Raw genomic sequence first — 25,409 nt, 5'->3', positions numbered from 1 at the left:
ACAGCCGTGGCTATCAAGATCCGCGGTGGGCGTGCGCTCACCCTCGCCACTGTCGGAGCGCTCGCCGCCTCGCTGCTCGCGGTCGGTGGCGTCGCCACCGCATCGTCGGCGAGCAACCAGGTCACCGCGTGCGTCAACAAGAAGACCCGCTACGCGCGCATCGTGAACCCGACCACGAAGTGCCGCACCACCGAGATCCGCGTGCTCATCGGCGGCGGCAGCGAGGCCACCACGAACTCCGTCACGGTCGGCCCCAAGGGCGACACGGGCCCGCAGGGCCCGAAGGGTGACGCCGGTCCCCAGGGCCCGCAGGGCCGCCCCGGTCTGAAGGGCGCGACCGGCCCGCAGGGCCCGAAGGGCGACACCGGCCCCGCCGGCCCCCAGGGCCCGCAGGGCCCGAAGGGTGACGACGGCAAGAACGGCCAGGACGGCAAGGACGGTCTTCCCGGCAAGAACGGCCAGGACGGCAAGGACGGCCTCCCGGGCAAGGACGGCAAGGACGGCCTCCCCGGCAAGCAGGGCGAGCAGGGCCCCCGCGGCCCGCAGGGCCCCGCCGGCCCGGCCGGCCCGCAGGGCCCCGCGGGCAAGGACGGCAAGGACGGCGGCGGCGCCTACACGACCTACGTCAAGACCGCCTCGCTGAACGGCCTCGGCTCCGCCACCGCCTCCTGCAGCCAGGGCGGCACCGCCACCGGCGGCGGCTTCAGCTTCAGCACCCTGAAGAACGCGGTCGTCATGGCCAGCGCACCGAGCGGCAACGGCACCGGCTGGACCGTCAGCGTCGCCAAGGACGACAACGGCGGCGGCAACGACAACCCGGGCCACGGCGGCGGCAACGGCACGTCCGTCAACGGCTCGGCCTACGTCATCTGCCTGAAGAAGGCGTAACCCCCACACGCGCGCGAAAGGGCCGGCACGGGAACCCCGTACCGGCCCTTCTCTCGTCCAGGATCAGCCGAACAGCGCGGGCAGCGTCCCCCGGTGCGTCTCCCGCAGCTCCTCGACCGGCACCTCGAACACGTCCTCGACCACCAGCGACGCCCCGCCGGTGACCCCGAGCCCGTAACACGGCACGTCGTGCCGCCCGCACAGCGAGGCGAACTCGTCGTACGACTCCGGCCGCACCACGACCAGCGCCCGCGCCGCCGACTCGCTGAACAGGTCGACGAAGGGGTCGCCGGACAGCGTCACCTTCGCCCCGACGCCCCGCGCCAGGCACGACTCGGCCAGCGCCACCGCGAGCCCGCCGTCGGACAGGTCGTGCGAGCCCTCCAGCAGCCCGCGCCTGGCCGCCTCCACGAGCACGGCGCCGAGCGCCCGCTCGGCCTCCAGGTCCGCCTGCGGCGGCAGCCCGCCCAGGTGACGGTGGACGACGTGCGCCCACTCCGAGCCGCCGAACTCCTCGCGCGTGTCGCCGAGCAGCACCACACGCAGCCCCTCGGCGACGAACCCGGTGGGCACCCGCTTGGCGACGTCCTCGATGACGCCGAGCACGCCCACGACCGGGGTCGGGTTGATGGCGGTCGCGCCCGTCTGGTTGTAGAAGGAGACGTTCCCGCCGGTCACCGGCACCCCGAGGGTCCGGCAGGCGTCGGCGAGGCCACGCGTGGCCTCGGCGAACTGCCACATGACCTCGGGGTCCTCGGGCGAGCCGAAGTTGAGGCAGTTGGTGACGGCCAGCGGCTCGGCCCCGGTCACCGCGACGTTGCGGTAGGCCTCGGCGAGCGCGAGCTGCGCCCCCGCGTACGGGTCGAGCTTGGCGTAGCGGCCGTTGCCGTCGGTGGCGAGCGCGATGCCCCGGGTCGTCGGCTCGGCGCCGGCGATGGCCTCGGAGATGCGCAGCATCCCGGCGTCGGCCGGCTGCGCCAGGACCGTGTTGGAGCGGACGTAACGGTCGTACTGGTCGGTCACCCACTCCTTGGAGGCCAGGTTGGGCGAGCCGAGCAGCCGCAGCAGCGTCTCCCGCAGGTCCGCGGGCCGCTCCAGGCGGTCGGGGGTGTCGGCGTTGAGCGCGGACTGCCCGGCCGGCTCGTGGTAGGGCCGCTCGTAGACCGGCCCCTCGTCGGCGGCCGTGCCCGGCGGGATGTCCACGATGACCTCGCCGTCCCACGTCATGACGAGCCGGCCGGTGTCGGTGACCTCGCCGATGACGGTGGCGGGGACGTCCCACTTGGCGCAGATCTCCATGAACGCCGGGATGTCGTCGGGCCGGACCACGGCCATCATGCGCTCCTGCGACTCGCTCATGAGGATTTCCTCGGGGCGAAGCGAGGGGTCGCGGAGCGGCACCAGGTTGAGGTCGACCTGCATGCCGCCGGTGCCCTTGGCGGCCAGCTCGGTCGTGGCGCAGGAGACGCCGGCCGCGCCGAGGTCCTGGATGCCGACGACCACGTCGGCGGCGTACAGCTCCAGGCAGCACTCGATGAGCAGCTTCTCCATGAACGGGTCGCCCACCTGCACGGCGGGCCGCTTGGCCTGCGACTCGTCCTCGAACGTGGCGCTGGCCAGCACGCTCGCCCCGCCGATGCCGTCGGGGCCGGTGGAGGCGCCGAACAGCACGACCTTGTTGCCGGGGCCGGGCGCGGTGGCGAGCTTGATCTGGTCCTTGCGCAGCAGGCCCACGCACAGGGCGTTGACCAGCGGGTTGCCGAGGTAGCAGGGGTCGAAGACGACCTCGCCGCCGATGTTGGGCAGGCCCAGGCAGTTGCCGTAGCTGCTGATGCCCTCGACCACGCCGGGCAGCACCCGGCGGGTGTCGACCGCGTCGGCCGCGCCGAAGCGCAATGAGTCCATGACGGCGATCGGGCGCGCGCCCATCGACATGATGTCGCGGACGATGCCGCCGACGCCGGTGGCCGCCCCCTGGTGAGGCTCGACGTAGGACGGGTGGTTGTGCGACTCGATCTTGAACGTGGCCGCCCAGCCGTCGCCGATGTCGACCACGCCCGCGTTCTCGCCCATGCCGACCAGCAGCGCCTCGGACTTGGGCGCCTTGGTGGCGAACTGCTTGAGATGCACCTTGGACGACTTGTACGAGCAGTGCTCGGACCACATGACGCTGTAGATGGCCAGCTCGGAGCCGGTCGGGCGGCGGCCGAGGATCTGCTTGACCCGGTCGTACTCGTCCTGCTTCATGCCGAGCTCGGCGAAGGGCATCGGCTCGTCGGGCGTCCCTGACGCCCGCTCAACGGTGTCGGTCATGCGTTCACCAGGCTCTTGAGAATGGAGGTGAAGAAGCCGAGGCCGTCGGTGCTGGGCGCGCCGACGAGGTCCTCGACCGCGTGCTCGGGGTGCGGCATGAGGCCGACGACGTTGCCGGCCGCGTTGCTGATGCCGGCGATGTCGTTGAGCGAGCCGTTGGGGTTGCCGAGGTAACGCACCACCACCTGGCCGCCCGCCTCCAGCTCGGCGAGGGTGTCGGCGGAGGCGACGTAGCGGCCCTCGCCGTGCTTGATCGGCAGTGTGATCTCCTGGCCCTCGTCGAAGGAGTTGGTCCAGGAGGTCGAGGCGCGCTCGACGCGCAGCCGCTGGTCGCGGCAGACGTAGTGCAGCGAGGCGTTGCGGGTCAGCGCTCCGGGCAGCAGGTGCGCCTCGCAGAGGATCTGGAAGCCGTTGCAGGTGCCGATGACCGGCAGCCCGGCCTTCGCCGCCGGGATCAGCTCGTCCATCAGCGGCGCGAAGCGCGAGATGGCGCCGCAGCGCAGGTAGTCGCCGTAGGAGAAGCCGCCGGGCAGGAAGACGGCGTCCACTCCCTTCAGGTCGTGGTCGGCGTGCCACAGCGGCACCGCCTCGGCGCCCACGAGGCGCACGGCTCTGGCGGCGTCCTGGTCGTCGAGAGTTCCTGGAAACGTGACTACGCCCACACGGGCAGCGCTCATGACAGTCGTCCCCTCCGAGGATGCGCACGCGCGCGCCACCGTCGATGCGGGGTGACGGTGGTCTGCGGCGGTCACTTCAGCGTATCGGAGGCGCTCAGATGCGCGGTATCGCGGTCAGACGGCGGCGAGCTCCCGGGGGCGGGCCGCGGCCTCTTCGTCCCAGTCGAGGGATTTACGCAGGTGGACGGTGGTGCCGCGGCCCGGCGTGATGCCGAACGAGATCTCGTCCACGACGGAGCGCATGATCAGCAGCCCACGGCCGTTCTCGGTGTCGGGAGGGGGGAAGCCCGGCGGGATCGACGGCACGCCCGTGCCGCTGTCCGCCACCCGGACGTCGCACTGGCCGTAGCCGATCGACGCGCTCACCTCGTAGCGGTTGGCGGGCCCCCCGTGCCGAACCGCGTTGGAGCATGCCTCGGAGACGGCGAGCAGCATGTCGGCGATGCAGGTCTCGCTCACGTTGAGCGACCTCATGGCATCGCCGAGCACCCGCCTGACCATCGGTATGCCGATCGCATCCCGAGGCAGTGCCAACGAGAACTCAATATCCACCGGACTCCTCCGGGCGCCAGAATGTCACCTGGAGTAGATTTCCCTGTGAAAACGGGGCTAACCGCAAAATCACGCTGTTGTTATTCACTGTTGGTGACCCCGTGGCATTGTGGCACGTCGGAACCCGGCTTTAAGCGGCCACGAGGAAAACGGGACGCCAAATCTCCCTACTGCTCCTCGACCCGGACGGCGTAGTCCTCGATCACGGTGTTGGCCAGCAGGGTCTCGGCCATCTTGCGGACCTCGTCCAGCGCCGCCGCGTCGGCCGGGCCGTCCAGCTCGACCTCGAAGCGCTTGCCCTGGCGGACCGACGAGACGCCGGAGAAGCCGAGACGGGGCAGCGCCCGCGCGATCGCCTGGCCCTGCGGGTCGAGGATCTCGGGCTTCAGCATGACCTCGACGATGACGCGCGCCACTGTTCCTCCTGCGTGCGACGGGGTTGGGAAAGCCAGCCTACCGGGGGCGTGTGGCCGACGGCACAACGGGAACGGGGGAGAGATGGGGCTTGCGCGGAGGGCTGTGACGTCTGCCACGATGTTCCCAAACGCGTACGAACCACCACCAGTTGGTTCATCGCCAAGAAGGCTGGCCTAAGGTGGCAACCCCGTCCGGACCAGCCCCGACGCACAGGAGAGTGGCACGTGACACTCGACGCCTCTCGCGGTGCTCACCAAGAAGCACCTCCGGAGCTCGTCCAGCTGCTCACCCCCGAGGGGGAGCGGGTCGAGCACCCTGACTACGACGTCGATCTCACCCCGGAAGAGGTCCGGTCGCTCTACCGCGACCTGGTGCTCGTCCGGCGCATCGACCTGGAGGCCGTGGCGCTGCAGCGCCAGGGCGAGCTCGGCATCTGGGCCTCGCTGCTCGGCCAGGAAGCCGCCCAGATCGGCTCGGGCCGCGCGCTGACCGACAGTGACATGGCCTTCCCCACCTACCGCGAGCACGGCGTGGCGTGGTGCCGCGACGTCGACCCGGTCAAGCTGCTCGGGCTGTTCCGGGGGGTCAACCACGGCGGATGGGACCCCCAGGAGCACAACTTCCACCTCTACACGATCGTCATCGGCAGCCAGACCCTGCACGCCGTCGGCTACGCGATGGGCATCCAGCGCGACGACGCCAGCGCCGCCACGATCGTCTACTTCGGCGACGGGGCCACCTCCCAGGGCGACGTGAACGAGTCCTTCATCTGGGCCAGCGTGTTCAACGCGCCGATCGTGTTCTTCTGCCAGAACAACCAGTGGGCCATCTCCGAGCCGCTGGAGAAGCAGACCCGCATCCCCCTCTACCGCCGCGCCTCCGGCTTCGGCTTCCCCGGCATCCGGGTGGACGGCAACGACGTGTTCGCCTGCCTCGCCGTCACGCGCAAGGCCCTGGAGGCGGCGCGGACCGGGCAGGGGCCGACGCTCATCGAGGCGTTCACGTACCGGATGGGCGCCCACACCACGACCGACGACCCGACGCGCTACCGGGTCGCGAGCGAGCTGGAGGCGTGGAAGCTCAAGGACCCCATCGAGCGGGTGAAGGCTTACCTGTTCAAGAACGAGCTGGCCGACCAGGAGTTCTTCGACTCCGTCGACGAGGAGGCCGGACAGCTCGGCGCCGACCTGCGGCGGCGCTGCCTCGCGCTGCCCGACCCGCGGCCGCTCGACATCTTCGACCACGTCTACCGCGAGCCCCACGCGCTGATCGACCAGGAGCGCGCCCAGTTCGCCGCGTATCTGGAGGGGTTCGAGAAGTGACCGTTCTGAGCTTGTCGAAAGCCCTGAACGAGGGCATGCGCAAGGCCATGGAGGACGACCCCAAGGTCCTCATCATGGGAGAGGACGTCGGCAAGCTGGGCGGCGTCTTCCGCGTCACCGACGGCCTGCAGAAGGACTTCGGCGAGGACCGCGTCATCGACACGCCGCTCGCCGAGTCCGGCATCATCGGCACCGCGATCGGCCTGGCGCTGCGCGGCTACCGGCCGGTGTGCGAGATCCAGTTCGACGGGTTCGTCTTCCCGGCCGCCGACCAGATCATCACGCAGCTCGCCAAGATGCCCATGCGGTCGCTGGGCGCGATCAAGCTGCCGGTGGTCGTACGCATCCCGTGCGGCGGCGGCATCGGCGCGGTCGAGCACCACAGCGAGTCCCCCGAGGCGTACTTCACCCACACCTCCGGGCTGCGCGTGGTCGCCTGCTCCAACCCGGCGGACGCGTACACGATGATCCAGCAGGCCATCCGCTGCGACGACCCGGTGGTGTTCTTCGAGCCCAAGCGCCGCTACTGGGAGAAGGGCGACATCGACACCTCCTCGTCCGACTGGTGGACGCCGTTCGACGCGGCCAAGGTCGTACGGGCGGGGTCCGACGCCACGCTGCTGGCGTACGGGCCAATGGTGAAGACCTGCCTGGAGGCCGCGGCGGCGGCCGAGGACGACGGCCGCTCCCTGGAGGTCGTCGACCTGCGCTCGCTCAACCCGCTGGACGAGGCGGTGATCATGGAGTCGGCGCGCCGCACCGGCCGGGTCGTGGTCGTCCACGAGGCTCCCGTCTACAACGGCTTCGGCGCCGAGCTGGCCGCCCGCGTCACCGAGCAGTGCTTCTACCACCTGGAGGCCCCGGTGCTGCGGGTCGGCGGGTTCTCCACCCCCTATCCGCCGTCGAAGCTGGAGGAGCACTACCTGCCCGACCTCGACCGGGTGCTCGACGCCGTCGACCGGGCCTTCGGGTTCTGAGAGGGGGGTTCATGCGACGCGAGTTCAGGCTCCCCGACGTCGGGGAGGGGCTGACCGAGGCCGAGATCGTCCGCTGGCACGTCCAGCCGGGCGACGAGGTCAAGGTCAACCAGATCGTGGTCGAGATCGAGACCGCGAAGTCGATCGTGGAGCTGCCGATCCCGTGGGACGGCGTGGTGTCCGGCCTGATGGCCGACGAGGGCCGGACGGTGGAGGTGGGCCGGCCGATCATCGCCGTGGACACGACGGAGGAGCCCGGCGAGGCCGGTACGGCGGACCAGGTCAAGGCCCTGGCCGACGACCTGGTGCCCAAGCCTCCGGCGGAGGGCGCGGTCGAGCCCGGCGCCCACGGCAGCCCGGCCCCCAAGGAGGAACGCCAGGCGGTGCTGGTCGGCTACGGCGTCAAGACCGGCGCCACCCGACGCCGCCCCCGCAAACCCGCCGCCGCCGCCACCGACGGCCCGCCCCCGGAAGCCGCCGCCCCGGAAGGCCCTGTCACGGGAGCCGCCGTCACGGAAGCCCCCGCCACGGGAGCCGCCGTCACGGGAGCCGCCGTCACGGGAGCCGCCGCCACGGGCGCTCCGGCCGCGGAGGCGCCCGCCACCCCGATCCCCGCCGCTCCGGTGGCCAACCCGAGGCGCGTGGAGGTGGCGCCCGTACCCGTCCACGAGGCCCCCGGCCCCATCACGGTGCTGGCCAAGCCGCCGGTCCGCAAGCTGGCCAAGGACCTCGGCGTGGACCTCACCACGGTCACGGGCACCGGCCCGCAGGGCTCCATCACGCGGGACGACGTCCACGCCGCCGCGGCGGCCGCACAGGCCCCGCAACAGGCTCCGCAACAGGCCCCCGCCGCCCACGGGCAGCGCGAGGAGCGCGTCCCCGTCAAGGGCGTGCGCAAGATGATGGCCCAGGCCATGGTCACCAGCGCCTACACCGCCCCGCACGTCACGGAGTTCCTCCAGATCGACGTGACCGGCACCATGGAGGCAGTCAGGCGGCTGCGCGCGCTGCCGGACTTCGCCGAGGTCAAGGTGAGCCCGCTGCTGCTGGTCGCCAAGGCCGTCCTGACGGCGGCCCGCCGGCACCCGATGATCAACTCCTCCTGGGACGAGCAGGCCCAGGAGATCGTCGTCAAGCATTACGTCAACCTCGGGATCGCCGCCGCCACCCCCCGGGGCCTGGTGGTGCCCAACATCAAGGACGCGCACGCCCTCTCCCTGCCCGACCTGGCCCGGAGCCTGGCCGAGCTGACGGAGACGGCCCGCGCGGGACGTACGCAGCCGGCCGAGATGGCGGGCGGGACGATCACGATCACCAACGTCGGCGTGTTCGGCGTGGACACCGGCACCCCCATCATCAACCCGGGCGAGGCCGCCATCCTCGCCTTCGGCCAGGTGCGGGACCTGCCGTGGGTGGTGGACGGCGAGCTCGCCGTACGCAAGGTGACGACGCTGTCGCTGTCGTTCGACCACCGGATCGTGGACGGCGAGCTGGGCTCGCGCTTCCTGCGCGATGTCGGCGACATGCTGGAGGACCCGCTCCGCATCATGGCGTGGAGCTGAGCTGAAACCAGGGTGATCGCCGGGAGGACCCCTCCCCCGGCGATCACCCTGCGAGGCGTGCCACACGCTTGCCTTCATGACGTCGGAGAGGCCGCCCGCCCGATCTGATACATCTCCTGTGGTTTTCCGCACCCTCACTCGGCCGTCCGCCTCATGGTGGCCGTACCCTGGTCGTTCCTAGTCTCTGGCGCATGACGGAATGGCTGATCGACCTGATGGAGATGCTCGGCGCCCCCGGAGCCGGGATCGCGATCGCGCTGGAGAACCTCTTCCCGCCCCTGCCCAGCGAGGTGATCCTGCCGCTGGCCGGCTTCGCCTCCTCCCAGGGAGAGATGAACCTGCTCGCCGTGCTGCTGTGGACCACCGCCGGCTCCGTGATCGGGGCGCTGACGCTGTACGGGGTGGGCGCGATGCTCGGCCGGGAGCGCACGCTGGCCCTGGCCGCCCGGATCCCGCTGCTGAAGGTCTCCGACATCGCCAGGACGGAGGCGTGGTTCCTCAAGCACGGGCGCAAGACGGTGTTCTTCGGGCGGATGATCCCGATCTTCCGCAGCCTGATCTCCGTTCCCGCCGGGGTGGAGCGCATGCCGCTGGGCGTCTTCACGCTCCTGACCACGGCAGGCAGCCTGCTCTGGAACACCGTCTTCGTCCTGGCCGGGTGGGTGCTGGGCGAGAACTGGGCGCTGGTGGAGACCTACGTCGGCGTGGGCACCAATGTGGTCATCGTCACGGTGGCGCTGGCGGTACTGGTCTTCGTGGGCACGCGGCTGGCTCAGCGGCGCAAGGGGCGGCATGCGGTCGGTGCTTAGCGGGCCGAGGCTCGTCGGGGCGGTGGCCGCCGGCGCGGTGACCGCCCTCGCGGGGTTGCTGTTCGTCCTGGCGGCGGCGCCGTTCGCGGACCGTCCCGCCGTGCGGGCGGCGGCCGCCCGGCTGACCCGGTTCGAGCTGTGGCGGCTGCGCCTGGACCTGCCCGTCAAGAACGAGGAGGGCGAGCTGCGTTACCTCGCCGCCCGGACGCCCGTGGGCGTGCTGGGCGGGCTCGTGGTGCTGCTGCTCGTGGTCGGCCTCGGCATGGCGGTCATGCTGGTGTGGTCGTGGGCGCGCGGGGAGGCGTTCGACGGCATGCTGCCCACCGCGCCGCTGGTGGCCTATCTGTTCGTGTCGGGCTGCGTCCTGCTGTTCCTGGACGTGTGCGGCCTGGTGGGGGTGGAGGCGCTGGAGCGGCGGCTGGCCGTACGGCTGCTCGCCCCCGACCCGGTGGAGGCGCTGCGGCGGCGGATCGACGAGCTGACCGTGAGCAGGGCCGGGGTGGTCGCGGCGGTCGACGCCGAACGGCGGCGCATCGAGCGCGACCTCCACGACGGGGTGCAGCAGCGGCTGGTGGCGCTGTCCATGCTCGCGGGCCGCGCCCGCAGGGGCCGCCCCGAGCTGCTGGGACAGCTCCATGAGCAGGCCCAGCAGGCGCTGGTGGAGCTGCGCGAGGTGGCCTGGCGGGTCTACCCGTCGGGGCTGGACGCGCACGGCATGGCCGAGGCGCTCGCCGGAGTGGCCGAGCGGTCCTCGGTCGCGGTCAAGGTCACCTGCGAGCTGCCGGAGCGGCCCCCGGCGGTGGTGGAGGCCGCCGCCTACTTCGTGGCCAGCGAAGCGGTGACGAACGCGGCCAAACACTCGGGAGCCACCCTGGTGACCATCGACGTACGCCGGCAGGCCACCATGGTCGTCGTGCGCGTGGAGGACGACGGCGTGGGCGGGGCCGACCCCACCGGCGGCGGGCTGACCGGCCTGGCGCAGCGGGTGGCCGCCCTCGACGGCCGGTTCACCCTGACCAGCCCGCCGGGCGGGCCGACCGTGATCGAAGCGGAGTTGCCGTGCGCGTGATGCTGGCCGAGGACTCGGCCTTGCTGCGGGAGGGCCTGGTGCGGCTGCTGAAGGAGGAAGGTCACGACGTGCCGGCCGCGGTGGGCGACGCCGACGCGCTGCTGCGGGCGGTGACCGCCGAGCGGCCCGACGCGGTGGTGGTGGACGTACGGATGCCGCCCACCCACACCGACGAGGGCCTGCGCGCCGCCCTGGAGATCCGGCGGCGCTGGCCGGAGGTCAAGGTGCTGGTGCTGTCGCAGTACGTCGAGAAGAAGTACGCCACCGAGCTGATGAGCGGCAGCATCGACGGCGTCGGCTACCTGCTGAAGGACCGCGTGGCCCAGGTCGGCGACTTCCTGGACGCGCTGGACCGGGTGGGCGCGGGCGGGACGGCGTTCGACCCGGAGGTGGTGCGCCAGCTGCTCGCGCGCACCAGCCACACCGACCCGCTGACCCAGTTGACCGCCCGCGAGCGCCAGGTGCTCGAGCTGATGGCGCAGGGCCTCACCAACGCCTCCATCGCGCAGTCCCTGCACGTGTCGCAGAGCGCGGTGGAGAAACACGTCAACGCCCTGTTCGACAAGCTCGCGCTGTCGCACACCACCGGCTACAGCCGCCGGGTCCTGGCGGTGCTGCGTTACCTCGGCTCCTGAGCCGGCGTCGATAGGGTGCTTCCATGATTCGCCACATCGTGCTGTTCACCTGGACCGACGACGCGACCGACGAGCAGAAGGCGACGGTGACCGCCGAGCTGCGCAAGCTGCCGGACGCGATCCCGGAGATCCGCTCCTACACCGTCGGCCCCGACGCCGGCATCAACGAGGGCAACCACGCCTACGCGGTGGTGGGCGACTTCGACTCGGTGGACGACTATCTCGTCTACCGCGACCATCCGCAGCACCAGGCGGTCATCGCCGAGCACATCAAGCCGATCCTGGCCGCCCGCGCCGCCGTGCAGATCGAGGTCTAGGGCCTAGATCTCGGGAGGGTTGTTCTCGCGGTGCATCAGGCGCCCGTCGGACGTGCGGCCCCGCCTCGGGGCCAGCACGATGCTCAGCACGACGCCCACGCCGCCCACGATCATGAAGATCAGGCCGATGACGTCCATGTGGACGCTCTCGCCGAAGACGTCGGGCTCGATCGCGAACTTCAGGATGGCGCCGAGCGTGAGGAAGAAGATGCTGACCCCGACACCCATGACGAGCCTCCCTGGTAAACGGCCGGTACGCCCACGGTCATACCCGGGTAAGGACGATCACACCCCCCACCGGCCGAACGACGGAACGCCCGCACGGCGTGCGGGCGTTCCGTGTGATGCCGGGATCTAGAAGGCCTCCTCAGGAAGCTCCATGAGCTCCTGGCCGGTGGCGTCGAGGACGCGCCGCTCGGCGGCCAGCCGGGGCAGCACGGTCTTGGCGAAGAACGTGGCCGACGCGACCTTGCCCTGGTAGAACGGGTCCTCGCCGTCCGCCAGCCGGGCCAGCGCCACCTCGGCCTGGCGCAGCAGCAGCCAGCCGATGACGAGGTCGCCGAGCGCGAGCAGCAGCCGGGTGGTGTTGAGCCCGACCTTGTAGACCTCCTCCGGCTTCTCCAGCGAGCCGAGCGCCCAGGTCGCCATCGTGTCGCCCATGGCCTTGACGTCGGCGGCGGCCTCGGCCAGCAGCTCGCGCTCCTCCTTGAGCCGCCCGTTGCCGGCCTCGGAGGCGGCGAAGGCGGTGATCTCGCCGAGCAGCGCGCCGACGGCCGCGCCCTGGTTGCGCAGGATCTTCCTGAAGAACAGGTCCATGCCCTGGATGGCGGTGGTGCCCTCGTACAGGGAGTCGATCTTGGCGTCCCTGATGTACTGCTCGATCGGGTAGTCCTGCAGGTAGCCGGAGCCGCCCAGGGTCTGCAGCGAGCGGGCCAGCAACTCGTACGACCGCTCCGACCCGACGCCCTTGACCAGCGGCAGCAGCAGGTCGTTCATCGCGTGCGCGTGCCGGTCATCCGGGTCGATCATGACGGCGTCCTGGAAGGTGGCCGTGTAGAGGACCAGGGCGCGCATGCCCTCGGCGTACGCCTTCTGCAGCATCAGCTCGCGGCGCACGTCCGGGTGGTTGACGATGGTGACGCGCGGGGCGGTCTTGTCGGTCATCTGGGTGAGGTCCGCGCCCTGGACGCGCGACTTGGCGTAGTCGAGCGCGTTGAGGTAGCCGGTCGAGAGCGTGGCGATGGCCTTGGTGCCGACCATCATGCGGGCGTGCTCGATGACCATGAACATCTGCTTGATGCCCTCGTGCACCTCGCCGACCAGCCAGCCGACCGCGGGGTGCTTCTCGCCGAAGGTGAGCTCGCAGGTCGTGGAGACCTTCAGGCCCATCTTCTTCTCGACGTTGGTGACGTAGACGCCGTTGCGCTCGCCGAGCTCGCCGGTCTCCAGGTCGACGTGGTACTTCGGCACCAGGAACATCGACAGGCCCTTGGTGCCGGGGCCGTGACCCTCGGGGCGGGCCAGCACCAGGTGGAAGATGTTCTCCGACATGTCGTGCTCGGCGCTGGTGATGAAGCGCTTGACGCCCTCGATGTGCCAGGTGCCGTCGGGCTGGCGTACGGCCTTGGTGCGGCCGGCGCCCACGTCGGAGCCGGCGTCCGGCTCGGTGAGCACCATGGTCGCGCCCCAGTTGCGCTCGATGGCCAGCTCGGCGAAGCGCTTCTGCTCCTCGGTGCCGACCTGCCACAGGGTGTAGGCGAAGTTGGGGCCGGCGGCGTACATGTAGAGCGCCGGGTTGGCGCCCAGCACCATCTCGGCCGTGGCCCAGGCGAGGCTCCTCGGGATGCCGGGGCCGCCCAGCTCGGCGGGCAGGTCGAGGTGCGCCCAGCCGCCGTCCACCAGCGCCTTGAACGACTTCTTGAAGCCTTCCGGCATGGTGACCGAGCTCGTCGCGGGGTCGAAGACCGGCGGCGTCCTGTCGCCCTCCTCGAAGGAGTCGGCGAGCACGCCGGTCGCCAGACGGTTGACCTCTTCCAGGATGCTGCGCGCGACGTCCTCGTCGACTTCCGCAAAGGGCCCTGCGCCGAGGATCTCGCGTCGCCCGAAGACCTCGAAGAGGTTGAATTCAAGGTCGCGAACGTTGCTCTTGTAGTGGCCCATGGGGTCGATCTCCTTGAACCGAGTCAGGGGTGTACTCGCGAGTAACCTTACTCTGAAATGCTACCCGCGGGTAACCCCCGCCATGCATGGCATGCTCGTCTCCATGGACGCCGAAGAACTCGCCGCGCGGTGGCGGGAGCGACTGGAGGCCTGGGCGATCCCGGACGAGATCCTGGCCCGTGCTTCCGCCGACCCCTGGACTCACTCGCCCGAACGGTTCGGCACCCGCACCGACCGGGCCCTCGCCGAGCCGGACGACGGACCCACGACGACGAGGCTGACGGAGGCCCTGCCCGACCAGGGCACGCTGCTCGACGTGGGCTGCGGCGCCGGCGCGTCCTCGCTGCCGCTGGCCGGGCGCCTCGGCCACCTGTACGCGGTCGACTCCTCGGCCGCGATGCTCGACGGGCTCACGCTGCGGGCCGACAAGCTCGGGGTGCCGGTCACCACGATCCACGGCCGCTGGCCGGACGTCGCCGACGAGGCCCCGGTGGCCGACGTCGCCATCGCCGCGCACGTCGTCTACAACGTGCCGGACCTGGCCGGCTTTCTGCGCGCGCTCGACGCGCACACGCGCGGGCGGGTGGTGCTGGAGCTGACGCACCGCCACCCGACGAGCTGGATGACGCCGCTCTGGCAGCACTTCCACGGCATCGACCGCCCGGTGCGGCCGGTCGCCGAGGACTGCGTGGCGCTGGCGGCGGCGCTCGGCTTCGCCGTACGGGTGGAGGAGCGGGAGGCCCCGCTGGAACGATTCAGCTCCCTGGAGGAGCTCGCGGCCAGCGCCTGCCGGCGGGCGTGCCTCGACCCGTCCCGAGCGGACGAGGTGGCCGAGACGGCCGTCGCGCTCGGCATGTGGCCGTTGCCGAGGGACCGCTGGGTCACCGTCTGGTGGGACTGACACCGGTTTGACGTCCACGGCGGTGTCGGGTTGGGTGTTGCCATGATCGAGATCCACGCCGTCACCGTCGACGCCGCCGACCCCTACGCGCTCGCGAGCTGGTGGAGCAGGGCCACCGGGCTGCCTCTGGGCGAGGACGACCAGCCGGGCGACGACGAGGTGATGCTGCGGACCGAACGCGACCCCTACGTGCTGTTCATCCGCGTTCCCGAGGGCAAGACGGTCAAGAACCGCCTGCACTTCGACGTCAACGGCACCGCGGGCGCGACCCGCGACGAGGAGGTCGACCGGCTCATCGGGCTGGGCGCGACCGTCCACGCCGACCTGCGCCGGCCCGACGGCACCGGATGGGTGACGATGCTCGACCCCGAGGGCAACGAGTTCTGCGTGTGCCGCAGCCAGGCCGAGCGGGAGTCCTGAAGGCCGGGTGGGGTCACCGCTCAGAGCGTGCCCTGCCCTGCATCGTGAGCGTCAGGATGGCGGCGATCAGATAGACCAGCGCGCCGTGCCACAGCGCGTGCACGGCCGAGCCGAAGACCCCCTCGCCGTCGAGGACGAGCTGCACCGGATAGTCGAGCACCGCCGTGATGCCCGCGGGCAGCAGCGCGAACTTCCACGGGTGGCGCAGCGACCAGACGCGCGCCTGGCGGGTGACCCGGTCGCCCTCGTGCGGCTTGGACACCGCCCCGATCGCGGCGATCAGGGCGAACAGGCTGATGCCGAGGCCCAGCGCCCACACCAGGTCGCCGCCGCCCGTGAGCAGGCCCATGCCGTAGCTGGCGGCGGTGACGACACCGCCGCCGACGGCCGCGGCCTTCCAAGGGGCGCCACGGAGCGCGGCACCGGAGAGCGATATCTCATCGCGTCGACTGATTTCGTTCATATCGCCATGGTCGCTCCCGGGGCCCCTTGGGAGCATCGGGGACGGACCCTGAGCCGTCCCTGACATGATGCGAAACATGCAGGAACCGCACGTAACAGACATCACCTTCCGTACGGCCCGCCGTGACGACGTGCCCGCCATCGTCGCGATGCTGGCCGACGACCCCCTCGGCGCCCGGCGCGAGGGCGACCCCGGCGACCCGCGTTACCTCGCGGCCTTCGACCGCATCGACGCCGACCCGTACGACGAGCTCGTCGTCGCCGAGCAGGGCGGCGAGGTGGTGGGCACGATGCAGCTCACGTACCTCGCGGGGCTCTCCCGCCTCGGGGCCGAACGCTGCCAGATCGAGGCCGTACGGGTCCACGCGTCGACCAGGGGCCAGGGGCTCGGCCGCCGGATGATCGGCTGGGCCGTGGAGCAGGCCCGCGAGCGCGGCTGCGCCATGGTGCAGCTCACCTCGGACAAGACCCGCACCGACGCGCACCGCTTCTACGGCTCGCTCGGCTTCACCGCCTCCCACGAGGGCTTCAAGCTCCAGCTGAGCTGAGCCGCTCCAGCATCCACCTGCACCACTCGACGCGGTGCCGCTCGTAGCCGAGCCCGCACCAGAGCGTCGCGTAGTTGCCGAACCGGGGATCGCCGGGCGGGGGCGGCCCGCCGAAGGCCGCCTCCTCCCGCTCGTAGTCCGCCAGCCGCTCCTCGTGCATGGCGAGCTGGTCGGCGAACAGCCTGCGCAGCAGCCCTGGCTCGGCCAGCCACGACGCGTACGTCTTCAGCACCAGCTCGTCGCGCTCCGGCCGGGCGCGCGGCGGCTCGGTCACCCATGCCCGCAGCTCCGCCAGGCCGTCGGCGGTCAGATGGTAGACCTTCTTGCCCTGCGGGCCGGGACCGTGCTCGGCCTCGAAGCCCACCAGCCCAGCGGCGCGCAGCTTCTGCAGCTCGGCGTGGATCTGGCTGTGGCCGGCCGTCCAGAAATAGCCGACCGGGGTGCGCATGGCGGCGGCGAGGTCGTATCCGGTGCGCTCGCCGCGGGCCAGCACGGCGAGGATCGCGAATCCCAGTGTCGAGGTCATCGTGGCCTCAGGATAAGGTCCTTCCCACTATGTCACTTCTGACATAGTGTGGAGGCATTGGAGGTGGGCGGTCGTGCGAAGGATGCTGAGCGCCGTCGGGCTCGTGACCATGCTGGCCGCGCCGGCCGCCTGCGGAAGCGGCGGCGGGGGCGCCACGGGGGCGGCCCCCGCCCCGGCGACCCCCGCGACCCCCGTGACCCCGGCGACCAGCGCCGCCCCCAGTAGCAGCCCGCCGCCCACCGGCCCCAACGTCTCCGGCTGCTTCACCGAGGCAGACGGCAAGATCTTCGAGTACGACGGCGGCCTCCCCGGCGTGATCACCGGCACCGGCTCCACCGGCGTCGTCATCACCTACGAGCGCCGCGGCAACGTCTGCACCTGGCGCCCGCTCTCCGACCGCCTGGTCGCCGCCGGCTACCGCGTGCTCCTCTACGCGAGAAGCGTCGCCGCCCTCCCCGAGGACACCACCATCGCCATGGCGAAACGCCTGGCCAAGGAGAAGGGCGTCGGCCGCGTGTTCCTGGTCGGCGGCTCGATCGGCGCCACCACCGCCGTCCCGGCCGCGCTGCGGCTCGGCCCTGAGAAGATCGCCGGCGTGGTCGCCCTGTCAGGCGAGATCGCCGCCGAGGACGCGGCCGAGCTGACCGTCCCGCTGCTCCAGATCGGCAGCGAGCACGACGACTACGGCGGCCGCGCCGCGCTCGACGCCGCCCGCGCCGCCGCCACCAAGGCCCCGGACGCCCAGGCGCTCGTCATCCCGGGGGAACGCCTGCACGCCTCCCAGCTGCTCGCGAGCCCGTACGCCGATCAGGTCCTGAGCACCGTCGAGACGTTCATGAACCGGCACAAGGGCTGACCTCGACCAGGTTGTCGTGGAAGCCCGGCCCTTTGCCCATGTCGCCGTCCCGCTCGGCCACCACCGCGTTCGCGTTCGAGCCGCCGGGGCTGAGCTTCGGCCAGCGGCCCTTGGGCGAGGCCACGACCCCGGGGGCCACCCGGTCGCTGATCTCCACGTCGGCCAGGAACTCGCCGCCGTCGTTGTGGACCCGTACGCGCTGGCCGTCCGCCAGCCCGCGCGCCGCCGCGTCGGCCGCGTTGATCAGCACCACAGGGTCCTTGGCCCGCCGCCGCAGCTCGGCGTTGTTGCCGAACGTCGTGTTGAGGAACGTGTGCGAGGCCGGCGTCACCAGCGTCAGCCGGTACGGCGAGCCGTCCGCCGTCAGCGTCGCGTGCGACGGCACGTACGCCTCCCCGGGCCGCGGGAACCGCATCCGGCCCGACCGCGTCGGGAACCCGTCGGCGAAGGGCGTGAACGGCTTGGGATAGTTCATCCGCACCCAGCCCTCCTTGCGCAGCCGGTCGAGCGTGACGCCCTCCAGCGAAGGATGCCCGCTGGACAGCAACTGCTCGGCCAGCTCCAGGTCCGAGTCGTAGAGCGACGGCTCGGTGAGCCCCATGTGCCCGGCCAGCCGCCGGAACGTCTCGGTCGTCGACAGGCACTCGCCGGGCGGCTCCACCGCGGCCTCGTTCCACAGCAGGTAGAGGTGGCCGTAGCCGGCGTGCAGGTCGTGGTGCTCGGTCTGCATGGTGGCCGGCAGCACGATGTCGGCGTAGTCCACGGTGTCCGTCGGGAACTGCTCCATGACGACCGTGAACAGGTCCTCGCGGGCGAGCTGCCGCCTGATGGCGTTCGCGTCGGGCGTGGAGCCGAGCGGGTTGGCCGCGTACACCCACAGGCACTTCACGTCGTCGAGCTGCGAGGCGAGCTTCGTCATGACCCGGGTGCGCACCGGCTTGGCCAGCAGGTCGTCGCGCGTGTCGATGTTGAGGTGGACGTGCCCGCTGGTCGAGTACGCCACCCCGCCCCCCGGATGCCGCCAGTCGCCCGTGACGGCCGGGATCGCGCCGATCGTCCGCATGGCCGTGCCACCGCCCGCGTGCCGCTGGATGCCCATCGTGGCCCGGATGGCGGTCGGGCGGGTGTGCGCCAGCCTCATCCCCAGCCTGTGGATGTCGGCCGCCGGGATGCCGGTGATCTCGCTCACCTTCTCCACCGGGTGGGCCAGGATCTCCTCGCGGAAGCCGGCCCAGCCCTCGGTGTGCTCGGCCAGGTAGGCCTCGTCCTGGGCGTTCTCGGCCAGCACCACGTTGAGCAGCCCGAGCGCGAGCGCCGCGTCCGTGCCCGGCCGGATGGCGAGGTATTCGTCGGCCTGGTCGGCGGTCCTGGTGCGGATCGGGTCGATGGCGACCACGTGGGCGCCGTCCGCGCGGGCGTCCTGGATGAACTTCCACAGGTGGTGGCCGCTGGTCAGCGTGTTGGTGCCCCAGAGCAGGATCAGCTTGGAGAGCGCGAAGTTCTCCGGGTCCATGCCGCCCGCGGTGCCGTTCGCGCGGAAGAGGCCGCTGCTGCCGGCCGCCGAGCAGATGTTGAGCCAGTGCTTGGACGCGCCCAGCACGTTCCAGAACCGCCGGCCCGCCACGCCCTCGCAGCCCTGCAGGTAGCCGAGCGTGCCGGTGCCGAGGTAGGGCCAGATGGCCTCGCCGCCGTGCTCGTCGACGATCGCGCGCAGCCGGGTGGCGATCTCCTCCAGGGCCTCGTCCCACGAGATCCGCTCGAAGCGCCCCGAGCCCTTCGGGCCGACCCGGCGCATCGGGTGCAGAATGCGGTCGGGCGCCTGCGTGTGCTCCAGGTAACGGTTGACCTTCACGCACAGCGCGCCCCTGGTGTAGGGCTGGTCGGGGTTGCCGCGCAGTTTGACGGCCTGGCCGTCGTTCACGGTCACGACCCAGGAACAGGTGTCCGGGCAGTCCAGCGGACATGCCCCCAGAACCCTCAATTCGCCCGACATGGGACATAGCCTACGCCGGGCGCCGAGAGGTGAACTGCTGGAGCCGCACCGTGTAGCCTGCCTGCGCGGACGTAGGCTGCCCGATGGGGACGGCAGGCGCCCGTCCGCATTGCGAAACGGGGACACTGCGACCCAGAGATCTCACGGTCCTGCCGGGAAGGTGCAGAATCGCTGACGGTGGCCGAAATCAGGGAACGAGATGACACGGAGGACCTCACGGAGGGGGATCCGGCCGTGGGCGAGCCACGCGCGGACACCGACGTCTACGTCGTAGAGCCGCTGCTGCCGCAGCGCCTGCGCCGTCCCTCCGACCTGCTGCGCTTCATCGCCACGCTCGTCGTCCTCGGCGCGGTCGTCCTGCTCGCCCTCGTCGCCAAGCAGACCCTCATCGGCCTGGAGGCCGACGTCAAGGAGGGCGCCGAGCTCGTCCCGCTGCTGAGCCGCGTCGCGGCCTTCCTCGGCGGCGCCGCCGTGCTCGTCGTGCCCACGGCGTTCGCCGTCGAACGGGTCTTCCACCGCGACGGCCTGCGCGTCGCCGAAGGGCTCATCGCCGCCATCGTCGGCATGGCCGGCTCGTTCCTGCTCGGGCAGTGGCTGGTCGGCGGCAACGTCGAGGACCTGCGCGTGCTGCTCACCGGCAACCGCGACATCGAGCCGCTGAACACCCTGCTCACCTCGGTGGTCGCCTACACCACCGCGGTCCGCATCTCCCGCCGCCCCACCTGGCGGATGCTCATGTGGACCACGATCGCGCTCTACATCCTCGCCTTCTTCTCCGGCCGCCAGATCACGATCCCCAGCGCCATCGTCACCGTCCTCGTCGGCATGGCCATCGGCTACGCCACCCTCTACGGCGTCGGCAGCCCCAACACCCGGCCGCCGGGCAGCGCCGTGGTGGCCGCGCTCCGCAAGCTGTCGTTCCAGGTCGTCTCCGCCCGCCGCATCGAGGACGACCACCAGGGCAGCCGCCGCTACGCCGTCGGGCTCAAGGACGGCACCAGCCTCGACGTCACCGTCCTCGACCGCGACCGGCAGGTGGCGGGGCTCCCGTACCGATTGTGGCGGCGCATCAGGCTCAACTCCGAGACCCGCCGCCGCGCCATCCGCTCGCTCCGCGCCGAGCTGGAGCGCGAGGCCCTCATGGCGTACGCCGGCCAGGCCGCGGGCGCCAGCACCCCACGCCTGCTCGGCACCAGCGAGATCGGCACCGAGGCCGCCCTGCTCGCCTACGAGCACATCGAGACCCGCCCGCTCGACGAGGTCCCCGACAACGAGATCGACGACGCCCTGCTGCACCAGATCTGGGAACAGGTCGAGCTGCTGCAGATCCAGCGCCTCGCCCACCGCCGCCTCACCGGCGACGGCATCCACCTCGACCGGGCCGGCCGGGTCGTGCTCACCGACGCGCGCAGTGGCGAGATCGCCGCCGGCGACCTGCTGCTGCGCCTCGACGTCGCCCAGCTCCTCACCTACCTCGCGCTGCGCGTCGGCCCCGAGCGCTCCGTACGCGCCGCGTCCGCCGTGATGGGCCCCGACGCGCTGGCCGCCGCCATGCCGCTGCTCCAGCGCATCGCGCTCACCAGGGAGACCCGCGCGGCCGTCGGCAAGGCCAAGCAGATCCTGCCCGGCATCCGCGAGCAGATCGTCGCGCTGAAGCCGCAGGGCAAGGTCGAGGAGGTCCGGCTCGAACGCTTCCGCCCGCGCACGCTCGTCACCATCATCGCCAGCGCGCTCGCCGCCTACTTCCTGCTCTCCCAGCTCAGCCAGGTGAACATCTACGAGGTGGTCACCACGGCCAACTGGGCCTGGTCGATCCTGGCGCTCGCGGCGTCGTTCGTCAGCTTCGTGGCCGCCGCGCTCATGCTGCGCGGCTTCGTGCCCGAGCCGCTGCCGCTCTGGCGGACCGTGCTGGTGCAGTTCGCGTCGTCGTTCGTCAAGCTGGTCGCGCCCGCGGCCGTCGGCGGCGTCGCGATCAACACCCGCTACCTGCAGAAGCGCGGCATCCCGCCGGGCAGCGCGGTCGCCAGCGTCGGCGCCTCCCAGCTCATCATGCTGGTCTTCCACATCGCGCTGCTGCTGCTGTTCGCCTACATCACCGGCTCCAACACCGCGACGTCCTTCACCCCGTCGCGCGGCCTGGTGCTGGCGCTGCTGGCCGTGGCGGTGGCGGTCGTGGGGGTGCTGGGCGTGCCGCCGCTGCGCAGGCTGATCACCTCGCGGATGCGCCGGCTGTTCAGCAACGTGCTGCCGCGCCTGCTCGACGTGCTCCAGTCGCCGCGCAAGATGATCGAGGCGTGCGCCGGCACCCTGATGATCACGATGGCATTCGTGGTGTGCCTGGACGCCTGCGTGGCGGCGTTCGGCGGCGAGCTCAGCTTCACCGCCGTCGCCGTCGTCTACCTCACGGCCAACGCCATCGGCTCGGCCGCGCCCACCCCCGGCGGGCTGGGCGCCGTCGAGGGCGCGCTGGCCCTGGGCCTCACCGTGGCCGGGCTGCCGGCCGAGCTCGCGACCTCGGCCGTGCTGCTGCACCGGCTGCTCACGTTCTGGCTGCCGGTGCTGCCCGGCTGGGCCTCCTTCACCTACCTCCAGCGGCACGAGGCCCTGTGATTTTGTCGATGGCCTCCAGTTCGTCCTCGGTGAAGGCGGGGCCGTCCACGCAGGCCACGTTGTCCTCAAGCTGCCCGACGCTGCTCGCGCCGATGAGCACGCTGGTCACCCGCGGGTCCCTGAGCGTCCACGACAGCGCCATCTGCGCCAGCGTCTGACCCCGCCCGCGGGCGATCTCGTCGAGGTCGCGGGCGAGCTCCCTGTCGATCCGGTCCGGGGTGAGGAACCGGCTGGTGGCCGCCCGCGAGTCGGCCGGCACCCCCTTCAGGTAGCGGTCGGTCAGCACCCCCTGCGCCAGCGGCGAGAACACGATGCAGCCCATGCCCGCCTCCTCCAACGTGTCCAGCAGCCCGTCCTCGATCCACCGGTTGATCATCGAGTACGACGGCTGGTGGATGAGCAGCGGCGTGCCCAGCTCGCGCATGATCCGCGCCGCCTGCGCGGTCTGCTCGGGCGAGTAGTTGGAGATGCCCGCGTACAGCGCCTTGCCCGAGCGCACCGCCCGGTCCAGCGCCCCCATGGTCTCCTCCAGCGGCGTGTCCGGGTCGGGCCGGTGGCTGTAGAAGATGTCCACGTAGTCGAGGCCCATCCGGCCGAGCGACTGGTCGAGGCTCGCCAGCAGATATTTCCGCGAGCCCCACTCGCCGTACGGGCCGGGCCACATGTCGTACCCGGCCTTAGTCGAGATGATCAGCTCGTCCCGGTAGGGGAGGAAGTCCTCGCGCAGGATCCGGCCGAACGTGCGCTCCGCGGACCCGTACGGCACCCCGTAGTTGTTGGCCAGGTCGAAGTGCGTCACCCCGAGGTCGAACGCCCGCCGCAGGATCGCCCGCGAGTTCTCGACCGGCCGGTCGTCGCCGAAGTTGTGCCACAGGCCGAGCGACACCGCCGGCAGCCTCAGCCCGCTGCGCCCGCTCCGGTTGTACGGCTGCCGCTCGTAGCGCTCGTCGTCCGCCCGGTAACTCATGCCGTGCCCCTCTCGATGATCCAGGAGAGCGCGAACGCCTCCTCGCGCCAGGCGTCGTAGCGCCCGCTGCGCCCGCCGTGACCGGCCCCCATCTCCGTCTTCAGCAGGAACGGGCCGCCCTGGGCGCTCGCCCGCAGCCGGGCGATCCACTTGGCCGGCTCGTGGTAGAGGACGCGCGTGTCGTTGAGGCTGGTGATCGCCAGAACAGGCGGGTAGGTCCGCCCGTCCACGTTCTCGTACGGCGTGTAGCTCTTCATGTAGGCGTACACGTCGGGGTCGTGCAGCGGATCGCCCCACTCGTCCCATTCGATCACGGTCAGCGGCAGCGACGGATCGAGGATCGTGTTGAGCGCGTCCACGAACGGCACCTCGGCCACCACGCCCGCGAACTCCTCCGGCGCCAGGTTCGTCACCGCGCCCATGAGCAGACCGCCCGCCGAGCCGCCCCGCGCGATGATCCGCTCGCTCCAGCCGGACGCCTTCATGTGCCTGGCCGCCGCCACGAAGTCCGTGAACGTGTTGCGCTTCCTGGTCAGCTTGCCGTCCTCGTACCAGCGCCGGCCCATCTCGCCGCCGCCCCGCACGTGCGCGACCGCGAAGACGAACCCGCGGTCGAGCAGCGACAGCCGCGCCACCGAGAAGCCCGGGTCGATCGAGGTCTCGTAGCTGCCGTAGCCGTAGAGCAGGGTCGGAGCCGGCGTGGCCGCATCCTTCCGCTTGACGATCGAGATCGGCACCCGCGTGCCGTCCTCCGCCGTGGCCCACTCGCGGAACTGCTCGTACTCGGCCGGGTCGTAGCCGCCCAGCACCGGGCGCCGCTTCAGCAGGATCAGCTCGTGGGAGTCGAGCTCGTAGTCGTACACGCTGGGCGGCGTCATCATGCTCGTGTACGTCAGCCGCAGCCGCCTCGTCGTGAACTCGGGGTTGCCGGCCGGGCCGACGTCGTACAGCGGCTCGGGGAAGTCGATCTCGTACGCGTTCCGCTCGGCCGCCTCGACGCGCTCACGCCAGCCCTGCCCTCCGTCCGGGTACGGCAGCACCCGCAGCCCGGTCAGCCCGTCGCGCCGGAAGTACACCACCGCGTGGTCGGCGAAGGCGTCGATGCCCAGCAGCCGGGTGTCCTCCCGGTGGGGGATCAGCGGCGTCCACTCGGCGGGGGCGTCGAGCGGCGCCGTGGCCAGCTCGAAGTTCTCGGCGTTCTCGTTGTGCAGGATGTAGAAGAAGTCGCCGGCGTGCTCGACGCTGTACTCCACGCCGGTCGTACGCGGCCGGACGACCCGGAACTCGCCGGAGTGGTCGGCCGAGTCGAGGATGCGGACCTCGCTGGTGATCTTGCTGCCGGCGGCCAGCACCAGGTAGCGCTCGCTGCGGGTCAGCCCGATGCCCACCCAGTAGCGCTCGTCGGCCTCCTCGTACACCAGGACGTCCTCCTGCGTGCCGAGGGTGTGCCGGTAGACCTGGTAGGGACGCCAGGCGTCGTCCACGCGCGTGTAGAAGAACGCCGAGCCGTCGGGCGACCAGGCGCCGCCGTAGAAGATGTCGGCGATCTCGTCGGGCAGCACCTCGCCCGTCTCCAGGTTCTTGAAGCGCAGGGTGAAACGCTCGTCGCCCTTGTAGTCGGTGGAGAAGGCCAGCATCGTCCCGTCGGGGCTGACCGCGCTGGTGCCGACGGAGAAGAACGGGCTGTCGCCGGCCAGCTCGTTGCCGTCGAGGACCACCTGCTCCAGGTCGAGGCGCTCGCCGGGGGTGATCAGCGGAGGCGCGTCGCTGTCGGCGGGGACGCGGCACGAGACGGCGTACTGCTTGCCCTCCTCGGTGCGGCTGAAGTACCACCAGGCGCCCTTGCGGCTCGGCACCGACAGGTCGGTCTCCTGGGTGCGCCCCTTGATCTCCTGGAACACCTGCTCCTGGAGGTCCGCCAGATGAGCGGTCTGCTCCTTGAGGAACGCGTTCTCCGCCTCCAGATAGGCGGTGGTGTCGGGATCGTCCTTGTTGGCCAGCCAGGCGTACTCGTCGATGAAGGTGTCGCCGTGATGCGTACGCTCGGCCGGGATCTTCTTCGCCACAGGCGGCATGTTGCTGCTCACGTGGGGAGTCTATGGTCGGCCGTGATCGTTCTGTGGCCGGAGAGACAGGCGAATCGGCACGAGCAGCGTGGAGGCGCTGCTAATCTTTAGAAGCCGACGCGGTGCGGCGCAACCCTCCTTCATCACTCAGATGACTTTGGTGTGCGTTGTGTCGCCAGTGCCGGTAATCCCTTGTGGCTCACCTGTCCGGTGATCGATTCGCTAGTCGGTCGAAGGGCTGGTAAGTTAGAGGGGTTGCCCCGGAAACGGGGCGCGGATTAATTCCAGCAGGTCGAGCAAGTCCGGTCAATTTGACAGAGACTTGAACGGCTGAAAGAATTAAGACACAACGAAGACGAAAT

Annotated in this window: 24 protein-coding genes; 13 read left to right on the top strand and 11 right to left on the bottom strand. The window is 71.1% G+C overall.

Annotated features, from left to right (window positions below; all coding sequences use genetic code 11):
* The first annotated feature begins 6 nt into the window (after positions 1–6).
* Entirely contained in the window at positions 7–888 is an 882-nt protein-coding gene (locus tag ABD292_RS29280; RefSeq protein WP_344212869.1) for a collagen-like domain-containing protein, read from the top strand.
* 63 nt (positions 889–951) lie between these two features.
* Here the strand turns inward: ABD292_RS29280 and purL are convergent, their stop codons facing one another.
* The 4 genes from purL to purS form a co-directional block, all read right to left on the bottom strand.
* A complete protein-coding gene (gene purL, locus ABD292_RS29275; protein WP_344212867.1) occupies positions 952–3,201 on the bottom strand; it encodes a phosphoribosylformylglycinamidine synthase subunit PurL in 2,250 nt (749 codons plus the stop codon).
* Entirely contained in the window at positions 3,198–3,878 is a 681-nt protein-coding gene (gene purQ / locus ABD292_RS29270) for a phosphoribosylformylglycinamidine synthase subunit PurQ (RefSeq protein ID WP_344212865.1), read from the bottom strand. The genes purL and purQ overlap by 4 nt, the downstream gene beginning before the upstream one ends.
* A gap of 114 nt (positions 3,879–3,992) precedes the next feature.
* Positions 3,993–4,379 carry an ATP-binding protein gene (locus ABD292_RS29265; RefSeq protein WP_344214053.1) on the bottom strand — a complete coding sequence of 129 codons (387 nt, stop codon included), beginning with the start codon at positions 4,377–4,379 and terminating at the stop codon, positions 3,993–3,995.
* A 218-nt stretch (positions 4,380–4,597) separates the two neighbouring features.
* A complete protein-coding gene (gene purS / locus ABD292_RS29260) occupies positions 4,598–4,846 on the bottom strand; it encodes a phosphoribosylformylglycinamidine synthase subunit PurS (protein ID WP_020544216.1) in 249 nt (82 codons plus the stop codon).
* Between the two features lie 225 nt (positions 4,847–5,071).
* Between purS and pdhA the strand changes: the two genes are divergently transcribed.
* The 7 genes from pdhA (at position 5,072) to ABD292_RS29225 (ending at position 11,538) form a co-directional block, all read left to right on the top strand.
* Positions 5,072–6,169, top strand: coding sequence for a pyruvate dehydrogenase (acetyl-transferring) E1 component subunit alpha (gene pdhA, locus ABD292_RS29255; protein WP_344212862.1), 1,098 nt, complete (start codon positions 5,072–5,074; stop codon positions 6,167–6,169).
* Positions 6,166–7,146 carry an alpha-ketoacid dehydrogenase subunit beta gene (locus ABD292_RS29250; protein WP_344212860.1) on the top strand — a complete coding sequence of 327 codons (981 nt, stop codon included), beginning with the start codon at positions 6,166–6,168 and terminating at the stop codon, positions 7,144–7,146. Before pdhA ends, ABD292_RS29250 begins: the two co-directional genes overlap by 4 nt.
* 11 nt (positions 7,147–7,157) lie before the next feature.
* A complete protein-coding gene (locus tag ABD292_RS29245; protein ID WP_344212858.1) occupies positions 7,158–8,708 on the top strand; it encodes a dihydrolipoamide acetyltransferase family protein in 1,551 nt (516 codons plus the stop codon).
* 191 nt (positions 8,709–8,899) lie between these two features.
* A complete protein-coding gene (locus ABD292_RS29240; protein ID WP_344212856.1) occupies positions 8,900–9,517 on the top strand; it encodes a DedA family protein in 618 nt (205 codons plus the stop codon).
* Positions 9,501–10,586 (top strand): sensor histidine kinase, encoded by a 1,086-nt coding sequence (locus tag ABD292_RS29235; protein WP_344212854.1) that lies wholly within the window; start codon positions 9,501–9,503, stop codon positions 10,584–10,586. Before ABD292_RS29240 ends, ABD292_RS29235 begins: the two co-directional genes overlap by 17 nt.
* Entirely contained in the window at positions 10,577–11,221 is a 645-nt protein-coding gene (locus ABD292_RS29230; protein ID WP_344212852.1) for a response regulator, read from the top strand. Before ABD292_RS29235 ends, ABD292_RS29230 begins: the two co-directional genes overlap by 10 nt.
* A gap of 23 nt (positions 11,222–11,244) precedes the next feature.
* The gene (locus ABD292_RS29225) at positions 11,245–11,538 is read left to right on the top strand and encodes a Dabb family protein (protein WP_344212850.1); all 294 of its coding nucleotides are present in this window, start codon (positions 11,245–11,247) and stop codon (positions 11,536–11,538) included.
* A 3-nt stretch (positions 11,539–11,541) separates the two neighbouring features.
* On the opposite strand, the gene ABD292_RS29220 is transcribed toward ABD292_RS29225, so the two are convergent.
* A complete protein-coding gene (locus tag ABD292_RS29220; RefSeq protein ID WP_344212848.1) occupies positions 11,542–11,766 on the bottom strand; it encodes a hypothetical protein in 225 nt (74 codons plus the stop codon).
* A 126-nt stretch (positions 11,767–11,892) separates the two neighbouring features.
* Entirely contained in the window at positions 11,893–13,698 is a 1,806-nt protein-coding gene (locus ABD292_RS29215) for an acyl-CoA dehydrogenase (RefSeq protein ID WP_344212846.1), read from the bottom strand.
* Positions 13,699–13,801: 103 nt separating this feature from the next.
* On the opposite strand from ABD292_RS29215, the gene ABD292_RS29210 reads away from it, so the two are divergent.
* The gene (locus ABD292_RS29210) at positions 13,802–14,599 is read left to right on the top strand and encodes a class I SAM-dependent methyltransferase (RefSeq protein ID WP_344212844.1); all 798 of its coding nucleotides are present in this window, start codon (positions 13,802–13,804) and stop codon (positions 14,597–14,599) included.
* Between the two features lie 42 nt (positions 14,600–14,641).
* Complete coding sequence (locus tag ABD292_RS29205) at positions 14,642–15,019, top strand: VOC family protein (protein ID WP_344212842.1); 378 nt, start codon at positions 14,642–14,644, stop codon at positions 15,017–15,019.
* A gap of 13 nt (positions 15,020–15,032) precedes the next feature.
* Here ABD292_RS29205 and ABD292_RS29200 read toward each other — a convergent pair whose 3' ends face one another.
* Entirely contained in the window at positions 15,033–15,482 is a 450-nt protein-coding gene (locus ABD292_RS29200; RefSeq protein WP_344212840.1) for a hypothetical protein, read from the bottom strand.
* 76 nt (positions 15,483–15,558) lie between these two features.
* On the opposite strand from ABD292_RS29200, the gene ABD292_RS29195 reads away from it, so the two are divergent.
* Positions 15,559–16,029 (top strand): GNAT family N-acetyltransferase, encoded by a 471-nt coding sequence (locus tag ABD292_RS29195; protein WP_344212838.1) that lies wholly within the window; start codon positions 15,559–15,561, stop codon positions 16,027–16,029.
* Here ABD292_RS29195 and ABD292_RS29190 read toward each other — a convergent pair.
* Positions 16,010–16,555: a PadR family transcriptional regulator gene (locus ABD292_RS29190; protein WP_344212836.1), complete on the bottom strand. Its 546-nt coding sequence runs from the start codon at positions 16,553–16,555 to the stop codon at positions 16,010–16,012. The genes ABD292_RS29195 and ABD292_RS29190 overlap by 20 nt on opposite strands.
* A 73-nt stretch (positions 16,556–16,628) precedes the next feature.
* Here ABD292_RS29190 and ABD292_RS29185 point away from each other — a divergent pair, with 73 nt between their 5' ends.
* Positions 16,629–17,411, top strand: coding sequence for an alpha/beta fold hydrolase (locus ABD292_RS29185; RefSeq protein ID WP_344212834.1), 783 nt, complete (start codon positions 16,629–16,631; stop codon positions 17,409–17,411).
* Here ABD292_RS29185 and ABD292_RS29180 read toward each other — a convergent pair.
* Positions 17,389–19,404 (bottom strand): molybdopterin-containing oxidoreductase family protein, encoded by a 2,016-nt coding sequence (locus ABD292_RS29180; RefSeq protein ID WP_344212832.1) that lies wholly within the window; start codon positions 19,402–19,404, stop codon positions 17,389–17,391. The genes ABD292_RS29185 and ABD292_RS29180 overlap by 23 nt on opposite strands.
* A gap of 234 nt (positions 19,405–19,638) precedes the next feature.
* On the opposite strand from ABD292_RS29180, the gene ABD292_RS29175 reads away from it, so the two are divergent.
* Complete coding sequence (locus tag ABD292_RS29175; RefSeq protein WP_344212830.1) at positions 19,639–22,014, top strand: flippase-like domain-containing protein; 2,376 nt, start codon at positions 19,639–19,641, stop codon at positions 22,012–22,014.
* Here the strand turns inward: ABD292_RS29175 and mgrA are convergent.
* Both mgrA and ABD292_RS29165 read right to left on the bottom strand, forming a co-directional pair.
* A complete protein-coding gene (gene mgrA / locus ABD292_RS29170; RefSeq protein WP_344212828.1) occupies positions 21,983–22,981 on the bottom strand; it encodes an L-glyceraldehyde 3-phosphate reductase in 999 nt (332 codons plus the stop codon). The two genes, ABD292_RS29175 and mgrA, sit on opposite strands and share 32 nt — an antisense overlap.
* A complete protein-coding gene (locus ABD292_RS29165) occupies positions 22,978–25,068 on the bottom strand; it encodes a S9 family peptidase (RefSeq protein WP_344212826.1) in 2,091 nt (696 codons plus the stop codon). Before ABD292_RS29165 ends, mgrA begins: the two co-directional genes overlap by 4 nt.
* Positions 25,069–25,409: the final 341 nt, after the last annotated feature.

Origin of the sequence: Nonomuraea bangladeshensis (assembly GCF_039529455.1) — a bacterium.
Lineage (GTDB): Bacteria > Actinomycetota > Actinomycetes > Streptosporangiales > Streptosporangiaceae > Nonomuraea > Nonomuraea bangladeshensis.
Note: the sequence above shows the minus strand (reverse complement) of the source record. Positions and strands in the feature narration are given on the sequence as shown.